This is a genomic window from Palleronia sediminis (genome assembly GCF_004358695.1).
In the GTDB taxonomy this organism is placed as follows: domain Bacteria; phylum Pseudomonadota; class Alphaproteobacteria; order Rhodobacterales; family Rhodobacteraceae; genus Palleronia; species Palleronia sediminis.
In genome coordinates this window covers 114,156-134,260 of the sequence record NZ_SNAA01000007.1, presented here as the reverse complement: position 1 = coordinate 134,260, position 20,105 = coordinate 114,156, and the positions used below count along the sequence as shown (strand labels likewise).

General features: G+C 71.2%; 17 protein-coding genes and 1 pseudogene. 8 read left to right on the top strand and 10 right to left on the bottom strand.

Features of this window, described 5'->3' with window-relative positions; all coding sequences use genetic code 11:
• Positions 1-4 precede the first annotated feature (4 nt).
• Together E2L08_RS08260 and E2L08_RS08255 are read left to right on the top strand one after the other, a co-directional pair.
• The gene (locus E2L08_RS08260; RefSeq protein ID WP_133396594.1) at positions 5-994 is read left to right on the top strand and encodes a sugar-binding transcriptional regulator; all 990 of its coding nucleotides are present in this window, start codon (positions 5-7) and stop codon (positions 992-994) included.
• Between the two features lie 153 nt (positions 995-1,147).
• Positions 1,148-1,417, top strand: a complete 270-nt coding sequence (locus E2L08_RS08255) for a spike base protein, RCAP_Rcc01079 family (protein WP_133396593.1) — start codon at positions 1,148-1,150, stop codon at positions 1,415-1,417.
• A 1,168-nt stretch (positions 1,418-2,585) separates the two neighbouring features.
• Here the strand turns inward: E2L08_RS08255 and E2L08_RS17475 are convergent.
• The 5 genes from E2L08_RS17475 to E2L08_RS08230 are packed head-to-tail and all read right to left on the bottom strand — an operon-like array spanning position 2,586 to position 8,112.
• Positions 2,586-3,821 carry a GumK N-terminal domain-containing glycosyltransferase gene (locus E2L08_RS17475; RefSeq protein ID WP_440589846.1) on the bottom strand — a complete coding sequence of 412 codons (1,236 nt, stop codon included), beginning with the start codon at positions 3,819-3,821 and terminating at the stop codon, positions 2,586-2,588.
• The gene (locus E2L08_RS08245) at positions 3,818-5,146 is read right to left on the bottom strand and encodes an oligosaccharide flippase family protein (RefSeq protein WP_133396591.1); all 1,329 of its coding nucleotides are present in this window, start codon (positions 5,144-5,146) and stop codon (positions 3,818-3,820) included. The genes E2L08_RS17475 and E2L08_RS08245 overlap by 4 nt, the downstream gene beginning before the upstream one ends.
• Complete coding sequence (locus E2L08_RS08240) at positions 5,143-6,180, bottom strand: acyltransferase family protein (RefSeq protein WP_133396590.1); 1,038 nt, start codon at positions 6,178-6,180, stop codon at positions 5,143-5,145. The genes E2L08_RS08245 and E2L08_RS08240 overlap by 4 nt, the downstream gene beginning before the upstream one ends.
• Positions 6,173-7,396, bottom strand: coding sequence for an O-antigen polymerase (locus E2L08_RS08235; protein ID WP_133396589.1), 1,224 nt, complete (start codon positions 7,394-7,396; stop codon positions 6,173-6,175). Before E2L08_RS08235 ends, E2L08_RS08240 begins: the two co-directional genes overlap by 8 nt.
• Complete coding sequence (locus E2L08_RS08230) at positions 7,393-8,112, bottom strand: sulfotransferase family 2 domain-containing protein (RefSeq protein WP_168771087.1); 720 nt, start codon at positions 8,110-8,112, stop codon at positions 7,393-7,395. The genes E2L08_RS08235 and E2L08_RS08230 overlap by 4 nt, the downstream gene beginning before the upstream one ends.
• Positions 8,113-8,199: 87 nt before the next feature.
• Here E2L08_RS08230 and E2L08_RS08225 point away from each other — a divergent pair, with 87 nt between their 5' ends.
• Both E2L08_RS08225 and E2L08_RS08220 read left to right on the top strand, forming a co-directional pair.
• A complete protein-coding gene (locus E2L08_RS08225) occupies positions 8,200-9,348 on the top strand; it encodes a glycosyltransferase (RefSeq protein ID WP_133396587.1) in 1,149 nt (382 codons plus the stop codon).
• Positions 9,345-10,322 (top strand): annotated as a pseudogene (locus E2L08_RS08220) (glycosyltransferase family 4 protein); the annotation flags it as partial. The gene E2L08_RS08225 and the pseudogene E2L08_RS08220, both read left to right, overlap by 4 nt.
• Positions 10,323-10,365: 43 nt before the next feature.
• Here the strand turns inward: E2L08_RS08220 and E2L08_RS17250 are convergent.
• The 3 genes from E2L08_RS17250 to E2L08_RS08205 all read right to left on the bottom strand — a co-directional run bounded on the left by E2L08_RS17250 (position 10,366) and on the right by E2L08_RS08205 (position 13,405).
• Complete coding sequence (locus E2L08_RS17250) at positions 10,366-11,451, bottom strand: acyltransferase family protein (RefSeq protein ID WP_133396585.1); 1,086 nt, start codon at positions 11,449-11,451, stop codon at positions 10,366-10,368.
• Positions 11,444-12,109 (bottom strand): sugar transferase, encoded by a 666-nt coding sequence (locus E2L08_RS08210; protein ID WP_133396584.1) that lies wholly within the window; start codon positions 12,107-12,109, stop codon positions 11,444-11,446. Before E2L08_RS08210 ends, E2L08_RS17250 begins: the two co-directional genes overlap by 8 nt.
• Positions 12,110-12,235: 126 nt before the next feature.
• On the bottom strand, positions 12,236-13,405 hold the full coding sequence (locus E2L08_RS08205; protein ID WP_133396583.1) for a MalY/PatB family protein: 1,170 nt from the start codon (positions 13,403-13,405) through the stop codon (positions 12,236-12,238).
• A gap of 106 nt (positions 13,406-13,511) precedes the next feature.
• Here E2L08_RS08205 and def point away from each other — a divergent pair, with 106 nt between their 5' ends.
• From def to E2L08_RS08190, 3 genes are all read left to right on the top strand, one after another.
• Entirely contained in the window at positions 13,512-14,033 is a 522-nt protein-coding gene (gene def, locus E2L08_RS08200; RefSeq protein ID WP_133396582.1) for a peptide deformylase, read from the top strand.
• 82 nt (positions 14,034-14,115) lie between these two features.
• Complete coding sequence (recO, locus tag E2L08_RS08195; protein ID WP_133396581.1) at positions 14,116-14,862, top strand: DNA repair protein RecO; 747 nt, start codon at positions 14,116-14,118, stop codon at positions 14,860-14,862.
• Positions 14,863-14,918: 56 nt separating this feature from the next.
• Positions 14,919-15,686, top strand: a complete 768-nt coding sequence (locus E2L08_RS08190; protein ID WP_133396580.1) for a sulfite exporter TauE/SafE family protein — start codon at positions 14,919-14,921, stop codon at positions 15,684-15,686.
• A 50-nt stretch (positions 15,687-15,736) separates the two neighbouring features.
• Here E2L08_RS08190 and E2L08_RS08185 read toward each other — a convergent pair whose 3' ends face one another.
• Entirely contained in the window at positions 15,737-17,374 is a 1,638-nt protein-coding gene (locus tag E2L08_RS08185) for a PRC-barrel domain-containing protein (RefSeq protein ID WP_133396579.1), read from the bottom strand.
• 114 nt (positions 17,375-17,488) lie between these two features.
• Entirely contained in the window at positions 17,489-19,087 is a 1,599-nt protein-coding gene (locus tag E2L08_RS08180; protein WP_133396578.1) for a phosphoenolpyruvate carboxykinase, read from the bottom strand.
• A 306-nt stretch (positions 19,088-19,393) separates the two neighbouring features.
• Between E2L08_RS08180 and E2L08_RS08175 the strand changes: the two genes are divergently transcribed.
• On the top strand, positions 19,394-20,095 hold the full coding sequence (locus E2L08_RS08175; protein WP_133396577.1) for a response regulator transcription factor: 702 nt from the start codon (positions 19,394-19,396) through the stop codon (positions 20,093-20,095).
• Positions 20,096-20,105 lie beyond the last annotated feature (10 nt).

The following is a 20,105-nucleotide window of genomic DNA, read 5'->3' as shown; positions in this document are numbered from 1 at the left end:
CGCGATGAGCCCCGCCGGTGGCGTGCGGGGCGGTCGCCCGACCGATGCCGAGGGGCGCGGCCCGCGGCAGGACGAGGCCATCGTCGAGGCCGCGTGGTGCTATTACCACGAGGGGCTGACGCAGAACGAGATCGCGCAGCGGCTGGGTGTCAGCCGCGCCTCGGTGGTCAACTATCTCGCCGAGGCGCGGCGGCGCGACTACGTGCGCGTCTCGCTCGATACCGAGGTCTTTCGCGGGTCGTCCCTGGCGCGCCGGCTTTGCGCGGCCTACGACCTGCGCGAAGCGCTGGTCGTGCCGCAGGGCGACCCGGAGCGCGCGGCCGCGCGGGTGATCCGCGCCGCGGCCGACTGGCTGCCCGAACTGCTCGAGCCCGGCGACCGGCTGGGCGTGGCCTGGGGCGAGACGATCTATCGGCTGGCCGATGCCGCCCCGCCCGTCCCGATCCGCGATTTGACGGTGGTGCAGCTTTTGGGCTCGCGGCCCGCGGCGCCGGGTTTCGCGGCCGAGGCGTGTTCGGCCAACCTCGCGCGCAGGTTCGATGCGCTTTGCGTCAACCTGCATGTGCCGCTGCTGCTGAGCGACCGCGAACTCTGCGCGCGGCTGAAGGCCGAGCCGGTGGTGGCGGAACAGCTCAGGGCCGTCGAATCGTGCAACAAGGTGGTGTTCGCCGCGGGCACATGCAGCGATGACAGCCATATCGCCCATACCGGACTGATGGATGCCGACACCCTGGCGGGGATGCGCGATGCGGGTGCCGTGGGGGTCATCTGCGGCCGGCTGATCGACGCGCAGGGTCGCCCCATGCCGTTGGAAAACGAGGATCGGATCATCGGGGTCACGCTGGCCCAGATGGCGGCAAAGCCGGTGGGCATCCTCGTCGCCGCCGGCGCCGCGCGGACCGAGGCCACGCGCGCGGCGCTGATCGGGGGCTTTGCCACCCATGTCGTCACCAGTTCGGATATCGCGGAACGGCTGCTCGACGACCCCGCCTGACGGGGCGATTCGGCCGCGCGCCGTGGTCGGACGCCGTTTACCGCCGGTGCGATGTGCAGGCCGTGCCGGGGTAAACGCGCCGCACGGGGTGTTCGCGCGGTATTGAGGGCCTTGCGGCAGAGTGGCGGAACCTTGGCAGCAGGAACCCCGATCATGACGCTTCGCGACGACTTCGCCGATCACGCCCAGACCCTCTCCGCCCCGCTGACGGGCGGGTTTCCCATCGTGCCCGATGACGGCGCGGACCTGTCGAGGGTGCCGCGCGCGATCATGGTGGGCGATCCCGGCGACGTGGCCGTGACGTTCAGGGATGGCAGTCGGGCGGTCCTGCCCGGACTGATCGCGGGGGTGGTCTATCCCTTGCGGCTGCGACGGGTGGAGTTCTCGGGCACCAGCGCCGGCCGCATCGTGGGGCTGGTCTGATGATCGCGGTCGGAGCGACGCTGGGAGCGCCATCCGCGCCCGAGCGCGCGGTCGCCATGCCCGCCGGCATGGGCTGGGCCGCGCCCGATCCGCTGATCCGGGCGGTGGGCGCCACGTACCGGGCAGGCCGCGACCCGCGATCGCTGGTCGATCCGGCGATCTGGACCGGCCCCGCGATCCATGTCGACGGGGTGTCGGGCGACGATTCTCGAAGCGGCCTGGGCGCGGCCGACGGCGATTTCGGCGATGCGGTGCGAACGATCCATGCGGCCTTCTCGGCGGGCAACCTGACGGGCGGCGCTTATCGGGTGATCGTGCGGGCCGGGCGGTTCGCGGAAAGCGCGTTCACGCGCAACGGCCGGGTGGAGCCCGCGTTCCCCGTGGCGATCCTGGGCTGGGGCGGGCCGGTGATCTACCGCACCGGGCCGTTCGCGGTCGACTGGACCCTTTCGGGCGGGCTGGCCCATGCGGCGGTGTCCGGGGTCAAGCGGGTCTTTCGAACCGATCTTTGCACCGACCGGGGGCATTTCACCGAGCTGGCCCGCGTCGTGGACGAGGCCGCCTGCCGCGCGACCCCCGAAAGCTGGTGCGAAACCCCCGGCGGCGTTGCGGTCAATCGGGGCGATGGCGCGCAACCGGGGCCCGAGGACCTGGCGCTTTTGCGGGGGTTTCACGGCGCGCGGTTTCTGAGCCATGCGGCGGACCTTTATCTCGAGGATATCCACTGCGAGGGCGGGATCACGGGCGCGCTGCATTGCGATGCCGAAGGTGCGCGCAACCTCGTCGCGGTCGGGTGCAGCTTTCGCTATGCCGCGCCGTCGAGCCCGGCCGCGCCCGCCGACGCGGTGCGGGTGCGCCGGTTGGCGGGGCTGGCGGCGTTCTTCGGCTGCGATGCCTCGTTCGGGGCCAAGGACGGCTGGTCGTTCCACGAGGACGGGACGCCGGGGCTGCATGTGCTGCTGTCGGGCTGCACGGGGCATGACAACGGCGCGCCGGGGGCGCAATCGTGCAACGCGGTGACGACCCATGACGGGGTGCGCGCCGTGATCGCGGGCGGGCGGTTCGGGCTGTCGCGCAACGGAACCGAGATGCATTTCATCCAGGACACGCGGACCTGGATCGCGGGGGCCCGTGCGCAGGCGCGCGACGTGGACGGAAGCTCGGTCGCCTATAAATGCTCGAACGCGGGGCGGCTGTGGCTCGAGGATGCGGTGGCCGATGCGGCGGGCGGTGACGCACCGCTGGCGGTCGAGGCGAATGGCGGCACGGTGGGGCTGCGCCGGTTCAGGGCGATCTCGGGCGGGGTCGCGGCATATTCGGGCGGATCGGTCGGCCCGTTCTGAACGAGGCGCGCGGCGAGGTCGGCCCAACGCGGCAGGATCTCGGGGCGCCGGGGCCGTGTTTCGCAGCGGTCGCGCGCCGCGCGGTCGGTCCAGCCCATCAGCGCCGGGATCGCGGGGTGGCAGACCGCGGGGGGCGCCAGGATCGGCAGACCGAAATGGCGGTAGAGCGCCACGCGATTGGAATTCGTGGCCTGGTAGGCGACCCCCGGCCGGTCGAGATAGGGGGCCAGCCCGACATCGGCATGGGCGATCATCCGCACGGTGTCGTCGAACCCGCATTCGCCGTGCAGGCGGATATTGGGCGGCAGGGATGGGGGCCCATGGCGCAGGCGCCCGACGACATGAAGCCGCCAATCGGGGCGGTCGGTGGCAAGCTCGGCCAGTGCGGCCATGTCGATCTGGGTGGTGCCGGCCGATATCGCCTCGATCCGGGCGCGGGGGGCAAAGGGATCGGGGCCGGGCGCGGGCAGCGGATCGGGACGGTCCATCGGGTCGAGCGTGACCGCCCGGTGGGGCAGGCGTGCGGCGAGGTGCGGGCTGGCCGTGCTGACGCGGTCGCAGATCGCGGCAAGCGCGGGCTCGGCCCGGACCAGCCAGCCCGGCGCGCGCAGGCATCGCAGGTCGTCATTGACGCGATAGGTGATGTGGGCATGGGGCGCGACGCGCCGGATCGTCGGCACAAGCACCAGCGGGGCGCCCGACTCGACGATCACGCGGTCGGTATGCGCCAGGATATGACGCAGGCGGGGCGCCCAGAACCGCGCGAAAAGACTGTGAGCGGGGCGCAGCAGGGCGTCGAGACGCTCGGAGCGGGTCGAGAAGGGGTGGATCGGAGACCGGGCGAAGACGGTGTCGAAATTGGGCGCGACGGGCCCCGAGCGGGGCGGCGCGTCGGCCCCGGCAAGGCGGGGATCGCGCCTGAGCCACGAGATCCAGCTATGCCCGACGGTGACGAGCGTGACGCGGTGGCCCTGCCGGGCCAGGGCATCGGCCACCCAGTTTAAACTGGCGCGGCGTCTTTGTCGGGCGAGATGCCCGGTCAGGATGGCGATGCGGGTCATGCGACGCTCCGGCTGACGAGGTGGATGGCGGCGAAAAGAGCGGTTCCCGCGGCGATGGACAGCACAAGGGTCAGCGCCGGGCCGGGCATCGCGGGAAGCGTCGCGAGCGCGCCGATCATCAGCGCCCCGGCGGGCAGGCCGCGCGCGAGCGGCGCGAGGAGCGCGGCGGGCGCCAGCCCCGCGCGGCGCATCGCGGCCGGTGCCCAAAGCGCCAGCGCGCCGGTCGAGGCCGCCGACGCGGCCAGCGCGACCGCGCCGGCCGAGATCGCGAGCGCGGGCAGGAGGGTGAGCATTGCCAGCGCCAGGGTGAGTGCGGCGAGCGAGAGCGCCGCCCCCGTGCGCCCCCGCGCGACGAGCGCCTGGCGCAGCGGCATGGAAAGCGCCGATGCCGCGAGCGTGGGGGCGAGCAACGCCAGAACCGGGGCCACGCGATCCGCCGCCTCGGGCACGACGAGAGCCGCGATGACGGGCGCGGTGGCAATCATCCCGCAGCTCGACCAGAGGCCGATGGCCGCGGCCCGCGCGATTTCGGGCGGTACGGGCGCGCCCGCGCGCAGGCGCGGCAGGGCGACATAGCGCAGCGGCGCGAGGCACAGCGTATCGGCCAGTCCGACGATCCGCGTGGCCACCTGGAACGCGCCCGCCGCGGGCAGGCCGAGCGCGGCCGCGACCGCCAGTTGCGCCAGCGGCAGGGGCGCGCTTGCCATGGCCTCGCGCAGGGTCAGCCGGGCGAGATGGGGCGCGACGGCAGCCAGATCGCCCCGGTCGGGCAGGGCGAGGGCGCGGGGCGGGGCAAGCTGCATCGCGATGAGGGCGGACAGGATGGCGGCGACAAGCGCATAGCCCACCAGCGCCCATTGCCCCCACCCGGCGCCGAGCGCGGCAAGCGCGATGCCGCCCGCGACGATCTGCACCGCGACGCTGCGCAGGGCGAGGGCGGGCAGGCACAGGTCGCGCCGCAGCGCGCCCTCGGGGATCGCGGCGATTGCCGTGACGAGGGGCAGGATCGCCAGCGCACGGGCCGGCGCGACCGACGGATCGGGCAGAAGCGTGGCAAGCAGGGCGGCGCCCCCCGAGCCAAGCGCGCCGCCCGACAACGCCAACACCCAGAGCGCACCGCGCACACCGGGGCGGTCGGGCAGGATGACGGCCATGTCCGACAGGGCGGCCCGCGTGGTGTTCTGCAGGAACCGCGGGGCCGCGATGGCCGCGGCAAAGGCGCCGAGCTCGGCCAGCGGCAGCAGGCGGGCCGCGGCGAGAAAGACCACCGCGGCCATGCCGACCCGGCTCCATTGCAGGCAAAGCGACCAGCCGAGCCGGGTCATCGGCGGCCATCGTAGTTCAGCGCGGCGAACATCGGGCCTTCGACATGGCGGTGAACGAGCAGCGCCAGCCCCAGCGCGGCGACGATCGCCAATGCGACGAGGCTTGCGGCCCCCGCCGCCGATCCGGCCCAGGACCCGAGCGCCAGCGTGACGGCGCGCAGGGCAAAGCGGTGCGACAGGTACAGCGCGTAGCTTGCCGCGCCGAGCGATTGCAAGGGTTTCGCCCCCGCGGGCCAGAACAGGGTGGCCGCGGCGACGGCCAGCAGGGCCGGCCCCCCGGCGGAAACCGCGCGGGGCAGGGCGGACCCGTCGAGCGCCAGCAACAGCCCCAGCGCGGCGACGCAGAGCCCCGCGGCCAGTACCGGATCGGGACGCGTGCCGCGACGGCGCCAGATGCGGGCGAGCGCGATCCCCGCCAGGAACTCGAGCAGGAGCGGCGTCGTCCATGTCAGAAGCGGCGCCGACGCAGGATCGAAGGCCGCCCCGAAGGCCACGGCGCCCAGCAACCCGATCCCCAGCCAGTAGAGCGGCCGGGCCAGCGGCAGGCAGGCCGCGGCGGCGACGTAGAACGCCATCTCGTAATTCAGGGTCCAGCCCAGCGACAGGACCGGGGCGATGCGGCCGTCGTAACGCTCGAACGGGAGAAAGACGTATGAGGCGGCGATCTGGGCAGGGTCGAAGGTGGTGTCCTTGGTCCCCGATGGCGCGATCAGCAGCACCGCGACCATGCAGGTGGTGAACAGCCAGTATAGCGGCACGACGCGGATCGCGCGGCGTTGCAGGAAGGCAAGCGGGCGCCCCTGGAAACGCTCGGCCGAGAGGGCGACGACAAAGCCTGAGATGACGAAAAAGATATCGACGCCCCGGCTCCACGGCAGGTCGGCGAGGGGCAGGGGGCGACCGGCGAGGTGCTGCACCTCGGAAAGGGTATGCCCCGCAAGCACCATCAGCGCGGCCACCGCGCGCAGGGTCTGGAGCCCCGCAAGACGTTCGGACGGCGCGGCACGGGGCGCGTGGCAGGCGACGTCAGACATACGCCGCGCGCCCCCGAGGGGTCGCCACCCACAGCACGGCCGCCACCAGCAACAACGTGGCGATCAGGTTCTGATGCGTGGCATAGACCCCGTGCGAACTGAACAGCAGCGCCGCCCCCAGCTGGGCATAGAGCACCGTCCAGCCCGGCCCGTCCCCGGCCCGTACGAAGGCCGCGCGAAAGATCCAGCCCCAACCCGCGATCAGCGCCGCGCCGCCCGCAAGGCCGAAATCGAGAAAGGCCGCGGTGGGCAGGGCGAAATCCCCGCCGCCGCGCATCGTCTCGAGAGCGTCGAGCCGGGGGCCGAGCACGTCGGCGAGCGGCGCATCGAGAAAGGCAAAGACCGCGACCCCGCGAAAGCTGACCATGCCGAGGGTCGGCGCGACCTCGCGCCCCAGGGGGGCAAGCGCGTTCCAAAGGTCGTTCGCGCAGTAGAAGACGAGCTTTTGTATCCCGATATCGAACGCGCCGCGGTCGAAGGACGGGTTGGTGATCGCCTCGCGCGCGATCCAGACGCCGAGAAACAGCATTGCGCCCGCCAGCAGCCCCGACCGCCCGACGACGCGCCCGCGAACCAGGCTGGCTGCGAGCCAGGCAGACAGCACGAATTGCAGCAAGAGCAACCGCTGGCTCATCACCACGGGCAGGATCAGCAGCGCCAGCGTGACGAGAACGACGGTCGCCCGGCATCGCGTGCGGGCGCGGGGCGACAGGCCCCCGCGCGCCAGCAGCATGACGGCAAGGCAGCCGGGACCGGGCAGCGCCGCATAGAACAGCCGCATCCCCGGAAACAGCTTGTACGACAACAGATGCGCCCGCGCGGCCAGCGGGTCGGCCAGCGCAAGCCGGGCGAACTGTCCCGGACCGACGGCCATCGCGGCGGTGGCGATCCAGCACAGCGTGACGGCGAGGCACAGGATCGCCGCGCAAAGCGTCGCCCCCGCCAGCGAATCGCCCGGCGGCGCCGCGGCGGTCGGCGGGCCGGGGACGCGGCCGAAGCCGCGATGCGCCAGATCCCCCGCGATCCAGGCCAGCCCCGCCACCGCCAGCCACAAAAGCCCCAACCCCGCATAGCTGTCGGGGTCGATGCCCTGCCGTTCCAGCAGCAGCGGCACGAGGTCGAACCGGTCGGGAAAGGCCAGCCACAACGCGGCTCCGCCAAAGGTGGCTCCCCAGCAGATCGCCAGCAGGGCAAGGGGCGACAGGGCCGCGCTCATGCCGCGTGCTCCAGCCCGGTCGCGTAGCGGTAAAGCGCGATGTCGGGCGCGCAGATTTCCTCGATCCGGGGGCGCAGGGATGGCGGGGGCGGGGCGGATGGGGGCGCCGCGTTGCGGGTCAGGATCGGGACGGGGCGCCGGCACAGACGGCGGAGGTCGGCGGCAAAAGCGCGGGGCCGCGACAGGTCGCCGATCAGGGCGAATCGCGAAAGCGTCTTGCGGGCGGCGGCCATGGCCGGGGCGATATCGTGCCCCGCGCCCTGCCAGGTCCCGCCGAAATAGAAAAGGTAGGTCGAGCCCAGCCGCATGGCGTCGTCGGTTTCGAGAAACGCCTCGAGCGTGGCGGGGCGGTCGGGGTCGGGATGGCGCCGCATGAGATAGGCGTAATGGCTGACGAATCGCGCAACCGGGTCGCGCAGCAGCGTCACGGCGCGATGGCCCCGCGCCGGCCCGTCGAGCAGTTCCGCCGAGGCCCGCACATGCCCCGCGATGCAACGCCGCCCCGCCCTAAGCAGTCGGTGCAACTGGCGGTCGCGCGCCTCGTAATCGGCGCGGATGAGGGCGCGGCCCGTCAGCGCCGCGTCGCGACCGAGCGCCTCGGACCGGGCGGCGCGCAGGTCGATCGTCGCCTGCGACAGGGGATGGGCCAGCCGCAGCGCGGCGCCAAAGCTCGACCCGCCGCATTTCGGGACGTGGATATAGAGAATGCCGGTCATTCGGCCCCCGCATCTTAGCATTTCCTTAGGGTCTAGGGGCGAAACCTTAAGGCGCACTTAAACGCCGCCGCTTTCGGGAGCCGCCTCTTGCATATCGTCCATGTCCTCACCCGCCTCGCCCGCGGAGGGGCCGAGGAAAACACCCTCGCCACCGCCGAATGGCAGGCCGCCGCGGGCCATTGCGTGACCGTGATCCATGGCGGACGGGCCGAATGCCCCGTGCCGCGGGGGGTGGCCGCCGCCGCCTGCGCGCCACTGGTCCATCCGGTCGCGCCGCGCGCCGACCTCGCCGCGTTGCGCGCGTTGCGGCGGCTGTATCGCGACCTCGGGCCTGACGTGATCCACACCCATCAAAGCAAGGCGGGCATCCTCGGGCGACTTGCCGCCGATGCGGCGCCGGGCGCGATCGTGATCCACGGCATCCATATCGTGCCCTTCGAAAGTGTCGGCACCGGGCCGGCGGCGCTGTTTCGCGGGGCAGAACGGCTGGCCGCGCGCCGCACGCACGGCTTCATCGCCGTGACCGATGCGGCGGCCTGTGCCTATGTCGATGCCGGGATCGCGCCTCGCGAAAAAGTCGCGGTGGTCCGCTCGGGGATGGATCTCGCACGGTTCAGGGGGGCCGCCCCGCCCCAGGATGCGGCCGCGTTGTCGGGCCGCGTGCCGGGGGGGGCGCGGCGTCCGCTGGCGGTGATGCTCGCGTCCTTCGAGCCGCGCAAACGGCAGGCGGCGCTGATCGCGGCCATCGCGCGCCGGGGCGCAGGCGCGTTGGGCGGGTTGCGGCTGGTGCTGGCGGGCGACGGCCCCGAACGCGCGGCGGTCGCGCGGCTGATCGCGACCCACGGGTTGGCCGAGCATGTCGTGCTGGCCGGGCACCGCGACGACCCCGAGCGTCTGCTGGCCATTGCCGATCTGAGCGTGCTCGTCTCGGCGCGCGAGGGGTTGCCGCGCGCCGCGGTGCAGTCGCTGGCCGCGGGGCGTCCGGTTGTCTCGACCGCCCTGCCGGGGCTGGCCGAACTGGTGCATGACGGGCGGAACGGGGTGCTGTGCGGCCCCGACGACATGGACGGCGTCGTGACCGCGCTGGGCCGGATCGCGCGGGACAGGGCGCTTTGGCGCCGTCTCGCCGCGGGGGCCGCGGCGACGGATGTGTCGGACTGGGCGCTCGACCTGCTGGGCCGCCGCACGACCGAGGCCTATGCGCGTTTCGCCCCGGCGCTGCGGCGCGCGGCATGACGCTGTTCGTCAACGCGCGGTTCCTCGGGCAGCCGGTCTCGGGGGTGCAACGCTATGCGCGCGAAATCGTCGGGGCGCTGGACGCGCTGCTGCTGCGCGACACGGCGCTGGCCGAACGGCTGGGCCCGGTCATCGCGCTTGCCCCCGATGACGCCGGCGCCGATCCGGGCTGGCAGGCGATCGCGTTGCGCCGGTTGCGCGGTGGGCGGGGGCACCTGTGGGAACAGGGCGCGCTCGGCCGGGCGAGCCGCGGGGGCGTGCTGCTCAGCCTGTGCAATGCCGGGCCGCTGCTGCATCGCCGCCATGCGGTCGCGTTCCACGATGCTCACCTGTGGACGATGCCCGCGGCGTTCTCGCGCCGCTACCGGGCTTGGCACGCGCTGCTGCGGCCGCGGCTGGCGCGGCGGGCGGCGCTGGCGATGACGGTCAGTCGCCATTCAGCCGCCGAGCTGTCGCCGCGGCTCGACATGCCCGCCGCGCGGTTCGAGATCGTGCCCAACGCGGCCGGGCACCTCTCGGCCCCGGCCGATCCGGGTGCGGCGCTGGGCGCGTTGGGGCTGGCGCCGGGCGGTTACCTGCTGGCGGTGGGCAACCTCTCGCCCAACAAGAACCTCGCACGGCTGGCGCAGGCGGCGGCACGGGCGGGTGCGGCGGTGCCCCCGGTGGTGGTCGCCGGCGGGGCGGCGCCGGGCGTGGCCCGCGCGGGGGCCGCGGGGCTGCGGATGCTGGGCCGGGTGCCCGACGAAACGCTTGCCGCGCTTTACATGGGCGCGCGCGGCCTTGTCTTTCCCTCGCTGAACGAGGGCTTCGGCATCCCCCCGCTCGAGGCGATGGCGCTGGGCTGTCCCGTCGCGGCGGCGCGCGCCGGTGCCCTGCCCGAAGTGCTGGGGGACGCGGCGCTGTGGTTCGATCCGCGCGATACGGACGACATGGCCCGCGGCCTGCGCGACCTCGCGACGCTCGACGGCCCGGCGCGGGCGGCCGTCGTGGCGCGGGGCCAGGCACGCGCCGCGCGGTTCAGCTGGGACCGATCGGCTGCGCATCTGGCCGGGCTGCTGGTGCCGCTGGTCGCGGACGCAAGATCCAGCGCCGCAGAGGCGTCTCGATCCGTGCCTCGGCCAGCCAGCCCACCGCGATCGCGAGGGGCAGCATGACGGCCAGCCATGCGACCGGCACGGCATCGTCGCGATAGCCGCCGATGCGCTCGATCAGCTTGAACCCCGCGATCTGGACCAGAGCATGGGTCATGTAGAGCCCGTAAGAGATCCGCCCGAGGCGGCCCAGCGGCGCGGGCACGCGCCACGCGCAGGCGGCCAGCGCGCGGATCGCCACCGCCCCGGCCAGGATGAAAGCCGGGTCGTGGCCGGTGGACATCGCGACCGCCATCGCGGCCAGCGCCGGCGGCAGGATCCGGTGCGCGGCAAGGCTCGACAGGGTCAGCCGTTGCAGGGCTACCCCAAGGGCGAAGGCCGGCAGGATGCGCAGCGCCCCGAAATCGTTCTCCAGCCGGGTCAGCACCCATGGCTCGCCGGCGCGGCGCCATTCCTCGGGCCAGGCCGCCTGCAGGACCAGCGCGGCCAGCACCAGCCCAAGCGCCGCGGCCGCGGCCCCCGCGCGCGGGCTCGCGCGGCACAGGCCCAGCGCGATCAGCGGGAACAGCGCATAGGCAAAGGCTTCGGCCGCGACCGACCACGAGGGATAGTTCAGCCCGCCCGTGGGCGTGATCCCCCAGGCGTGGAGCAGGCCGAGATGCAGCGCCAGCATCGCCGCCGGGTCGGTCTGGGGCGTCCGGCCCGCGATGCCCAGCCACGGCCCAAGCGTCAGCATGGCGAACGCCGCCACCGCCGTGACCGCGTGCAGCGGATAGAGCCGGGCAAAGCGCTTGGCCGCGAAATCGCGGACCGAGAACCGCCCGGCGGCCAGCGCGGGCCCGTAGACGTGCCACATCACCGCGCCCGACAGCACGAAGAACAGATCGACCGCCAGCGTGCCGCGCGCCACCCATCCGGGCACGGGCGCCGAGGTCTGCGGCCAGAAATGGTGCAGCACGATCCACAGCGCCAGCAGCCCGCGCAGCGCGGTCCAGCCGCCGATCTCACGCATCGCGGCGGATCCGGGGCAGCAACCGCGTGCCGGTGGCCACGATCATGCGCAGATCGGCCAGCGGCCCCATCGCCGCGCCATAGTCACGATCGGCGGCGATGCGATGGGCGAATCCCGGCCGGTCGCGTCCCTGCAACTGCCAGGGGCCGGTGATGCCGGGCCGTAAGGCGAGATAGGCGCGCGCCGCCTCGCCATATAGCGCAAGCTCCTCGCTCGTGACGGGGCGGGGGCCGACAAAGGACATATCCCCGCGCAGCACGCACCAAAGCTGCGGCAGCTCGTCGAGATGCAGGCGGCGCAGGACGCGGCCCAGCGGCGTGACGCGCGGATCGCGGGCCAGGCGATAGCTCCGCGCCCATTCGGCGCGTGCGGCCGGGTCGGTTCGCAGCAGCCGCGCCAGCGCCGCATCCGCATCGGGCCGCATGGAGCGCAGTTTCCAGCAGCGAAAGGCGCGGCCGTCCTGTCCCACGCGCCCGTGGCCGAAAAAGCCCGGCCCCCCGTCGAGACGGACGAGCAGCCATAAAAACCCAACCAGCGGCGCCACGAGGGGCGCGAGCAGCAGCGCGAGGGCGATATCGAGCCCGCGTTTCCCGGCGCGGGCATAGAACGGAACGGACGGCCCGGCGAGCGGGGCGGCGACGGCGGCGTGATCGGTCAAAAGGCATCTCCAAAACGAGATCCCACCCCCGTTTCAGTGCTGCCTGTCTGACCCGCCGCTGCTTAAGGCGGGGTAAAATATTGCCGGCGAATCCGCGCTATTTCCCTCGCCGCGCGGGTCGGGCCATCATTGCAGGTCGGAAAACGCCGCCCTCAGCCGCTCGGTGGCCTCGGCCACGCGGGCCCGCGGCGTGGCGAAGTTGAAGCGCAGGAAATCCCCGCCGCCCTTGCCGAAACTCGGGCCGTGATTGACCGCGATGCGGGCGTCGCGCTCGACGTGGGCGGTGAACTCGGACCGGGTCATCCCGGTGCCCGAGAAATCGACCCAGGCGAGGTAGGTGGCCTCGAGCGGCATGGAGCTCAGCCCCGGAATATCGGCCACCGCCGCGTCGAAGAGGCGGCGATTCCCGTCGAGATACTCGACCAGCGCATCGACCCACGCGGCCCCCTCGGGGGAATAGGCGGCCTCGGTCATGGTCAGGCCGAAGGCGTTGGCCGAGATGCCGAGCGCGCCCATGCGGCCGGCGAACCGCGCCCGCAGCGCGTCGTCGGCGATGGTCACGCAGCCGCTATGCGCGCCCGCGATGTTGAAGGTCTTGGAGGCCGCGGTCATCGTCACCAGCCGGTCGGCGACCCCGTCGATCAGCGCCATCGGCACATGGCTGTGGCCGGGATAGACGAGGTCGTGGTGGATCTCGTCCGACACGAGAACGAGGTCGTGGCGCCGCGCGAACGCGGCGATGGCGGCAAGCTCGTCGCGGGTCCAGACGCGCCCGCCGGGATTATGCGGCGAGCACAGGATCAGCATCCGTTCGCGCCCGGTCATGGCCGCGTCGAACCGGTCGATGTCGAGGACGTAGCGGCCGTTCTCGATCGGCATCTCGAGCTCGGTGATCTCGCGGCCCGCGGCGCGCAAGACCCGCGCGAAGGCGTGGTAGACCGGCGTCATCAGCGCCACCGCGTCGCCCTGTGCGGTAAAGGCGTCGACGCAAAGCGCCGTGCCGTTGACGAGGCCGTGGGTCGTGAAGACATGGGCCGGATCGGGCGTCCAGCCGTGCCGCGTCTCCATCCAGCGGCAGACGGCCGCGCGATAGCCGGCATCGTCGCCGCGATATCCGTAGATCCCGTGATCGAGCATCGCGCCCAGCGCCTGTTGCACGCAGGTGGGGGGGCGGAAATCCATGTCGGCGACCCACATCGGGATGCCATCTTCGGGCGATACCCCGTAGACGGCCTCCATCGCGTCCCATTTCACCGAGCGCGTGCCGCGCCGGTCGATGATCTCGTCGAAATTCATGCCAGGCTCCGTGATGTGTCGCGGGAGACTGTCATACCGGGCGGCAGGGGCAAGGGTGCGCGCGGCGGCGTTGCACCGCCCGCCCGGCGAGACTAGATCACGGAACATGACATTGCGACCGATCCTTCTGCACCCCGATCCGCGGCTCAAGACCCGCGCCGCCTTCGTCGAGACCATCGACGACGATGTGCGGCGCCTGGGCGAGGACATGCTCGAGACGATGTATGCCGCGCCGGGTATCGGGCTCGCCGCGCCGCAGGTGGGCGTGCTGAGCCGGGTGCTGGTGATGGATTGCGTCAAGGAAGAGGGCGCCGCGCCGCGCCCGATGGTTCTGGTCAATCCCGCGATCGAATGGGCCTCGGACGAGCTGAACACCTACGAGGAGGGGTGCCTGTCGATCCCCGAGCAATTCGCCGATGTCGACCGCCCCGCCGAGGTCGAGGTGAGCTGGACCGCGCTGGACGGCAGCGCGCAGCGCGAGCGGTTCTCGGGGCTCTGGGCGACCTGCGTGCAGCACGAGATCGACCATCTCGATGGCAAGCTGTTTATCGACTATCTCAAGCCCTTGCGCCGGCAGATGATCACCCGGCGGATGCAGAAGCTCAAGCGCGAGAAGGCGCGGGCGTGACGCCGCGGGCCCGTCCCGCGCACGCCGGGCCGGGCGCCATGAGTATTTCCGGAAACAGAGAAGGCCCGGCGGGAGCGCGCCGGTGATCGAGTGGCGCGAGCGCGGGCTGGTGCTGTCGGTCCGGCGGCTGGGCGAATCCGACGCCGTGCTCGAGGCGCTGACGCGCGACCACGGGCGCCACGCGGGGGTCGTGCGGGGCGGCGGCGGCCGGCGGATGGCGCCGCTCTTGCAGCCCGGCGCCGAGCTGGACCTGGCCTGGCGCGCACGGCTCGAGGATCACCTTGGGCATTTCACGGTCGAGCCGCTGCGCAGCCGCGCCGCGCTGATGACGGACGCCGATGCGCTGGCGGGGATGGCGGCGGTCTGCGCCCTGCTGGGATTCGCGCTGCCCGAGCGCGATGCGCAGCCGGGGCTGTTCGAGGCGAGCATCGCGCTGCTCGACCTGATGGAGGAGGGGCCAGGCTGGGCGGCGGGCTACCTGCGCTGGGAGATGGCGTTATTGGACCGGATGGGCTTTGGCCTCGACCTGTCGGCCTGCGCGGTGAGCGGGGCACGCGAGGATCTGGCTTTCGTCTCGCCACGCACGGGCCGGGCGGTCGCGCGCGGGGCGGCGGGCGCATGGGCCGACCGGCTCTTGCCGCTGCCCGCGATCCTGCTGGGCCAGCCGCCGCGGGGCCATGACGAGATCGTGCAGGGGTTGCGCGTGACCGGGCATTTTCTCGACCGCCGGCTCGCCGCGGCGCAGGGCGACCGGCCGCTGCCGGCCGCGCGCGACCGGCTGGTCGCGCGGCTGACCCGCGGGGGGCAGGGCGCTGGCGGCGGGCGGTAGCGGGCGGGGCGGTTTCGCCCTCGCCCAGACGGGCGCGCGGGGGTAGGGGCAGGCCCATGACCGCGTCGATCCTGCCCCTCGCGCCCGAGCTGTGGCCCTTTGCCTTTGCGGTGGCGATGCTGGCCGGGTTCGTGAAGGGCGCCGTGGGCTTTGCCCTGCCGCTGGTCATGATCTCGGGGCTGACCGTCTTTCTCGAGCCCAAGCTCGCGCTGGCGGGGCTGATCCTGCCCGCGGTGCTGGCCAACCTCGCGCAGGCGCTGCGCGGCGGCTGGGCCGAGACGCGGGCCGCCATCGCCGAGTTCTGGCGGCTGATCGCGGCGGTGGCGGTCATGGTCTTCGTCACCGCGCAGCTTGTCACCGCGATGCCCGACCGGGTGTTCTTTCTGGCCGTCGGCGTGCCGGTGCTTGCGATGTCGGCGATCCAGCTATTCGGGGTCGCCTTTGTCGTCCGGGGGCCGCGGGCGGTCTGGGATGTCGGGCTGGGGCTGATCTCGGGGGCCATCGGCGGGGTCTCGGGGGTCTGGGGACCGCCGCTGGTGCTGTACCTTCTGGCATTGAAGGTGCCGCGCGCGCGGCACATGGCGGTGCAGGGCGTGGTCTATGTCTCGGGCGGTGTGCTGTTGCTGCTGGGGCACCTGAACTCGGGGGTGTTGAACCGCGAGACGCTGCCGCTGTCGATCGCGCTGGTGCTGCCGGCGGGCCTGGGGATCGCGCTGGGCCTGCGGCTGGGGGATCGGCTGAACCCCGAGCGGCTGCGGCGCATGACGCTGGTCGTTCTGGTGCTGGCCGGGCTGAACCTGATCCGCCGCGGCCTGACGGGGTAGGGCGCGCGACCCCGCACGGGTCGCGCGCCCCGGCCTTGTCTGCAAGAGCCTTAGCGGCCGATCATGACCTCGGCGTCACCGGGCATCGCCTGCGAGGAATCGTAGTCGAAATCCTGCATCTGCTCGATGTCCTCTTCGGTCATCTCGCGAAGGCGGATCTGCTCGCCGTCGAAGGTCACGTCCGACAGGGCCACCGGCACCTCGGTATCGCCGATGCCGAGGAAACCGCCGCTCGAAACGATGAGCGCGGGCGTGCCGTTCATGTCGATCACCGCCTCGGGCGCACCGAGATTGTCGCCATTGGCCGTGATGACGTCATAGCCCAGCACGTCGTCGACAAGCACGCGCGATCCCTGGCCGCCGGTCGTGGCATTGGCCTGATCGGTCTGCTGGCCGTCCATCGACGCGGCGTCGCTGTTGGAGCCGCCGCTGTTCGAGGCATCGTTGCCCGAACGGCGCTGGTCACGCTCGTCGCTGGATTCGAGACGGACGGTGGGTTCGCCCGACTGCGTGATCTCGACGCGCGGCTCCTGCGGCATCGACACCTGGACCTGCGGCTCGGCATCCGAGACCGAAACCGACGGCTCGCCGCCCGATTCGATGTTCACCTGCGCATCGCCCTCGTTCCGCACGATCTCGATGCGGGCCTCGCCCATCGTGGTCTGCGTGTTGCCGTCGACGGACTGGCTGCCGTCCGAGCCGTCACCCGAACCCGAGGCCGTGGCGGCATCGCCCGACGCGGTATCGGCGTTCTGGTTCTCGGCGATGTCGAGCGCGACGCTGGGGTCGGGCTGCGTCACGGTGACGGTGGGCTGGCCCTGTTCCACATCGACCTGCGGGTCGCCCGCGCTTACCGAGACGTCGGGATCGTCGGTGAGGATGTAGACGGTCGGCGCCGGGATCTCGACGCGGACGACGATCTCGGGGATCTCGACCGAGATCTGCGGCTTGGCCATCTCGAGTTCGACCTCGGGGGCCTTGGTGGTCACGTCGACCTGCGGCTGGGCGGGCGAAACGCGCACGTTGGGGCCGGGCACCTCGACATCGACATCGGGCGCGGGCACGGTGGCGATGGCCTCGGCCTGAACCGTGATGTCCTCGGAGGCGGTCGCCTCTTCGGAGACGGCGGCCTCGGCCTCGGCCTCGACATCCGCCTCGGCGGTGGCGCTGTCGGTCTCGGTGTCGCTGGCAGTGTCGGTGTCGTCCTCGATCGGCTCCATGTCGCTCTGGCCGTCGGTCTCGGGGGCGGGTTCGTCATCCACCGCACCGATCACCTCGGTGTCCTCGTCGATCGGGGTGTCGTTCTCGTCGAGAGCCTGCGTGTCCTCGGGTGCGTTGGCGTCGTCCGGCGTGGTGATCTGGCTCTGCGGATCGTCCGAGGTCTCGGTGCCTTCGGCGGGGGGCGTGTCGCCGCCGGCCGCGCTCACCAGCATTTCCTGCAGGGTAAAGCAGGCATCGCTGTTGTCGGCATTGATCGCGGTCACGATCTCTTGCGGATCGGTGCCCGTCACCATGCCGTCCATGTCGGCGATCGTCTGGCCGAGATTCTGGCAGGCCTCGGATTTCGAGGTCAGCAGATCGGGGTTGATGCGAATGCGCTGCGCGTCCTGGGCGTGACCCATTCCGGCCAGCGGAATGCTCAGCGCGGTGGACAGCAGGAGCGCGCGGGTATGCGTGCGTCGGAACATGTCGTACTCCCTAATTCAAACTGCAGGTTGCCCCTGCGGATAGGGAAAGAGCCGGCCCCGCGGGCCGGTTCCGACAATTCGTCGCAGTCTTGCGAAGTTTACGCTCCCAACCGCTCAGCCGAGGGCCACGGCACGCACGTCGTCGTCGATATGGCTCTCGTATTGGCGGAAGTTCTCCGAGAACATGCCGACCAGCTTTTTCGCTTGCCGGTCATAGGCTTCGGGGTCGTCCCAGGTGCGGCGCGGGTTGAGCAGAAGATCGGCCACGCCCTCGACGCCGGTCGGCACCTCGAAGCCGAAATTGGGATCCTTTCGGAACGTCGCGCGATCGAGGCTGCCGCTCAGCGCGGCGGTCAAAAGGGCGCGCGTGGCCTTGATCGGCATGCGAGAGCCCGTGCCGAAGGCGCCGCCCGTCCAGCCGGTATTGACCAGCCAGCAGGTCGAGCCGTGCTTGGCGATCTTGGCCTTGAGCAATTCGCCGTAGACCTCGGGGCGGCGCGACATGAAGGGCGCGCCGAAACAGGTCGAAAAGGTCGGTTGCGGCTCGGTCACGCCCTTTTCGGTGCCCGCCACCTTGGCGGTGAAGCCCGAGAGGAAGTGATACATCGCCTGCGCCGGCGTCAGCCGCGCGATCGGGGGCAGCACGCCGAAGGCATCGCAGGTCAGCATCACGATGTTCTTGGGATGCCCGCCGAGCCCGGTGGTCGAGGCGTTCGATATATAGTGCAGCGGATAGGCGCAGCGCATGTTGGCGGCGAGGCTGTCGTCCTGGAAATCCAGCTCGAGCGTATCCTCGTCATAGACCATGTTCTCGATCACGGTCGCGAACCGCTCGGTGGTGGCAAAGATCTCGGGCTCGGCCTCGCGCGACAGGTTGATCGTCTTGGCATAGCAGCCGCCCTCGAAGTTGAAGGTGCCGCGGTCGGACCAGCCGTGTTCGTCGTCGCCCAGCAGCACCCTCGACGGATCGGCCGAGAGCGTCGTCTTGCCGGTGCCCGACAGCCCGAAAAAGATCGCCGTGTCGACCGGGTTGCCCGGCGCATGGTTGGCCGAGCAGTGCATGGGCATGATGCCGCGCGGGGGCAGCAGGTAGTTCAGCACGCTGAACACCGATTTCTTGTTCTCGCCGGCATATTCCGTATCGGCGATCAGGATCGTCTTTTCGTCGAAGTTCAGCGCGATCACGGTCTCGGACCGGCAGCCATGGCGCTTGGGATCGGCCTTGAAGCTGGGGCAGTTGATGATCGTGAAATCGGGCACGAAACTTTCCAGCCGGTCGCGTTCGGGCCGGCGCAGCATGTGGCGGATGAACAGCGCGTGCCAGGCGAGTTCGTTGACCAGCCGCACGTCGAGCCGCTGCGCGGGATCGGCCCCGGCAAAGAGATCCTGCACGAAATAGTCGCGCCCCTTCATGTGCTCGAGCATGTCGGCCTTGAGCGTCGCGAAGGCCTCGGGCGTCATGGGCGGGTTGTTCTCCCACCAGATATCGGGCTCGGTCAGGGGGGTCTTGACGACGAATTTGTCCTTGGGCGACCGGCCGGTGTGCTTGCCGGTGGCGCAGAGAAACACGCCGCCGCGGCCAAGCCGACCCTCGCCGCGGGCCAGGGCGGCCTCGACCAGCTTGGGTTCGGTCAGGTTGTAATGCACCTGGCCCAGACCCTCGATCCCCTGGGTTTCAAGCGTGTGGTTCGGATTGACGCGCCCGATGGTCATGTCTGTGCTGCCTCCCTGGCCGCGGCCCGTCATGGCCCGCATACCGGTCGGTGTTAGCACGCCGCCCCCGCCGCGCGAGCGGTTTAACGCCACCATTCCGGCGTTATCGCCACCGGTCCGCCGCCGGGGCACGCGGCGGGCCGGGTGAGGCAATTAAGTCATCATCAACGGTTTTGTCCCCTAAATGCAGAGCAGCACGGGGCGCGATTCGCGAAATCGGTTGCCTTGACGGGGCCCGGTCGGGAATATGGCCGAAAAAAGAAAAGACGTTCAGGCAGCATTTCGCGCAGGAAAAGGACGATCCGCATGTCGAAGATCGCTTTGGTCGATGACGACCGCAATATTCTTACATCCGTTGCAATGACGCTCGAGGCCGAGGGCTTCGAGGTCGAGACCTATAACGACGGCCAGCAGGCCTGGGACGCATTCGCCAAGAAACTGCCCGACATGGCGGTGTTCGACATCAAGATGCCCCGCATGGACGGCATGGACCTGTTGCAGCGCGTGCGCCAGAAAACCCAGATGCCGGTGATCTTCCTGACTTCAAAGGATGACGAGATCGACGAGGTGCTGGGCCTCAGGATGGGGGCCGACGATTACGTGCGCAAGCCGTTCTCGCAACGCCTGCTGGTTGAGCGGATCCGCGCCCTTCTGCGCCGCCAGGAGGTGCTGACCAGCGGCGAGACGACCGCGGCCGAGCAGAGCCAGGTGCTCACGCGGGGTCAGTTGACGATGGACCCGGCCCGCCACGCCGTGAAGTGGAAGGGCGACGACGTCTCGCTGACCGTGACCGAGTTCCTGTTGCTGCAGGCGCTGGCGCAACGGCCCGGTTTCGTGAAAAGCCGCGACCAGTTGATGGACGTGGCCTATGACGACCAGGTCTATGTCGACGACCGCACCATCGACAGCCATATCAAGCGGCTGCGCAAGAAGATGCGCACGGTCGACCCCGAGTTCTCGGCCATCGAGACGCTGTACGGGATCGGCTATCGCTATAACGAAGAGTGACCGGGCGTGG

Excerpts from the sequence above, each read along its gene's own strand:
- E2L08_RS17475 (WP_440589846.1), bottom strand. The coding sequence starts at position 3,821 with ATGACCCGCATCGCCATCCTGACCGGGCATCTCGCCCGACAAAGACGC.
- E2L08_RS08190 (WP_133396580.1), top strand. The coding sequence starts at position 14,919 with ATGACCGCGTCGATCCTGCCCCTCGCGCCCGAGCTGTGGCCCTTTGCC.
- def (WP_133396582.1), top strand. The coding sequence starts at position 13,512 with ATGACATTGCGACCGATCCTTCTGCACCCCGATCCGCGGCTCAAGACC.
- E2L08_RS08175 (WP_133396577.1), top strand. The coding sequence starts at position 19,394 with ATGTCGAAGATCGCTTTGGTCGATGACGACCGCAATATTCTTACATCC.
- E2L08_RS08185 (WP_133396579.1), bottom strand. The coding sequence starts at position 17,374 with ATGTTCCGACGCACGCATACCCGCGCGCTCCTGCTGTCCACCGCGCTG.
- E2L08_RS08180 (WP_133396578.1), bottom strand. The coding sequence starts at position 19,087 with ATGACCATCGGGCGCGTCAATCCGAACCACACGCTTGAAACCCAGGGG.
- E2L08_RS08205 (WP_133396583.1), bottom strand. The coding sequence starts at position 13,405 with ATGAATTTCGACGAGATCATCGACCGGCGCGGCACGCGCTCGGTGAAA.
- E2L08_RS08245 (WP_133396591.1), bottom strand. The coding sequence starts at position 5,146 with ATGACCCGGCTCGGCTGGTCGCTTTGCCTGCAATGGAGCCGGGTCGGC.
- E2L08_RS08255 (WP_133396593.1), top strand. The coding sequence starts at position 1,148 with ATGACGCTTCGCGACGACTTCGCCGATCACGCCCAGACCCTCTCCGCC.
- E2L08_RS08240 (WP_133396590.1), bottom strand. The coding sequence starts at position 6,180 with ATGTCTGACGTCGCCTGCCACGCGCCCCGTGCCGCGCCGTCCGAACGT.
- E2L08_RS08230 (WP_168771087.1), bottom strand. The coding sequence starts at position 8,112 with ATGACCGGCATTCTCTATATCCACGTCCCGAAATGCGGCGGGTCGAGC.
- E2L08_RS08235 (WP_133396589.1), bottom strand. The coding sequence starts at position 7,396 with ATGAGCGCGGCCCTGTCGCCCCTTGCCCTGCTGGCGATCTGCTGGGGA.
- E2L08_RS08260 (WP_133396594.1), top strand. The coding sequence starts at position 5 with ATGAGCCCCGCCGGTGGCGTGCGGGGCGGTCGCCCGACCGATGCCGAG.
- E2L08_RS17250 (WP_133396585.1), bottom strand. The coding sequence starts at position 11,451 with ATGCGTGAGATCGGCGGCTGGACCGCGCTGCGCGGGCTGCTGGCGCTG.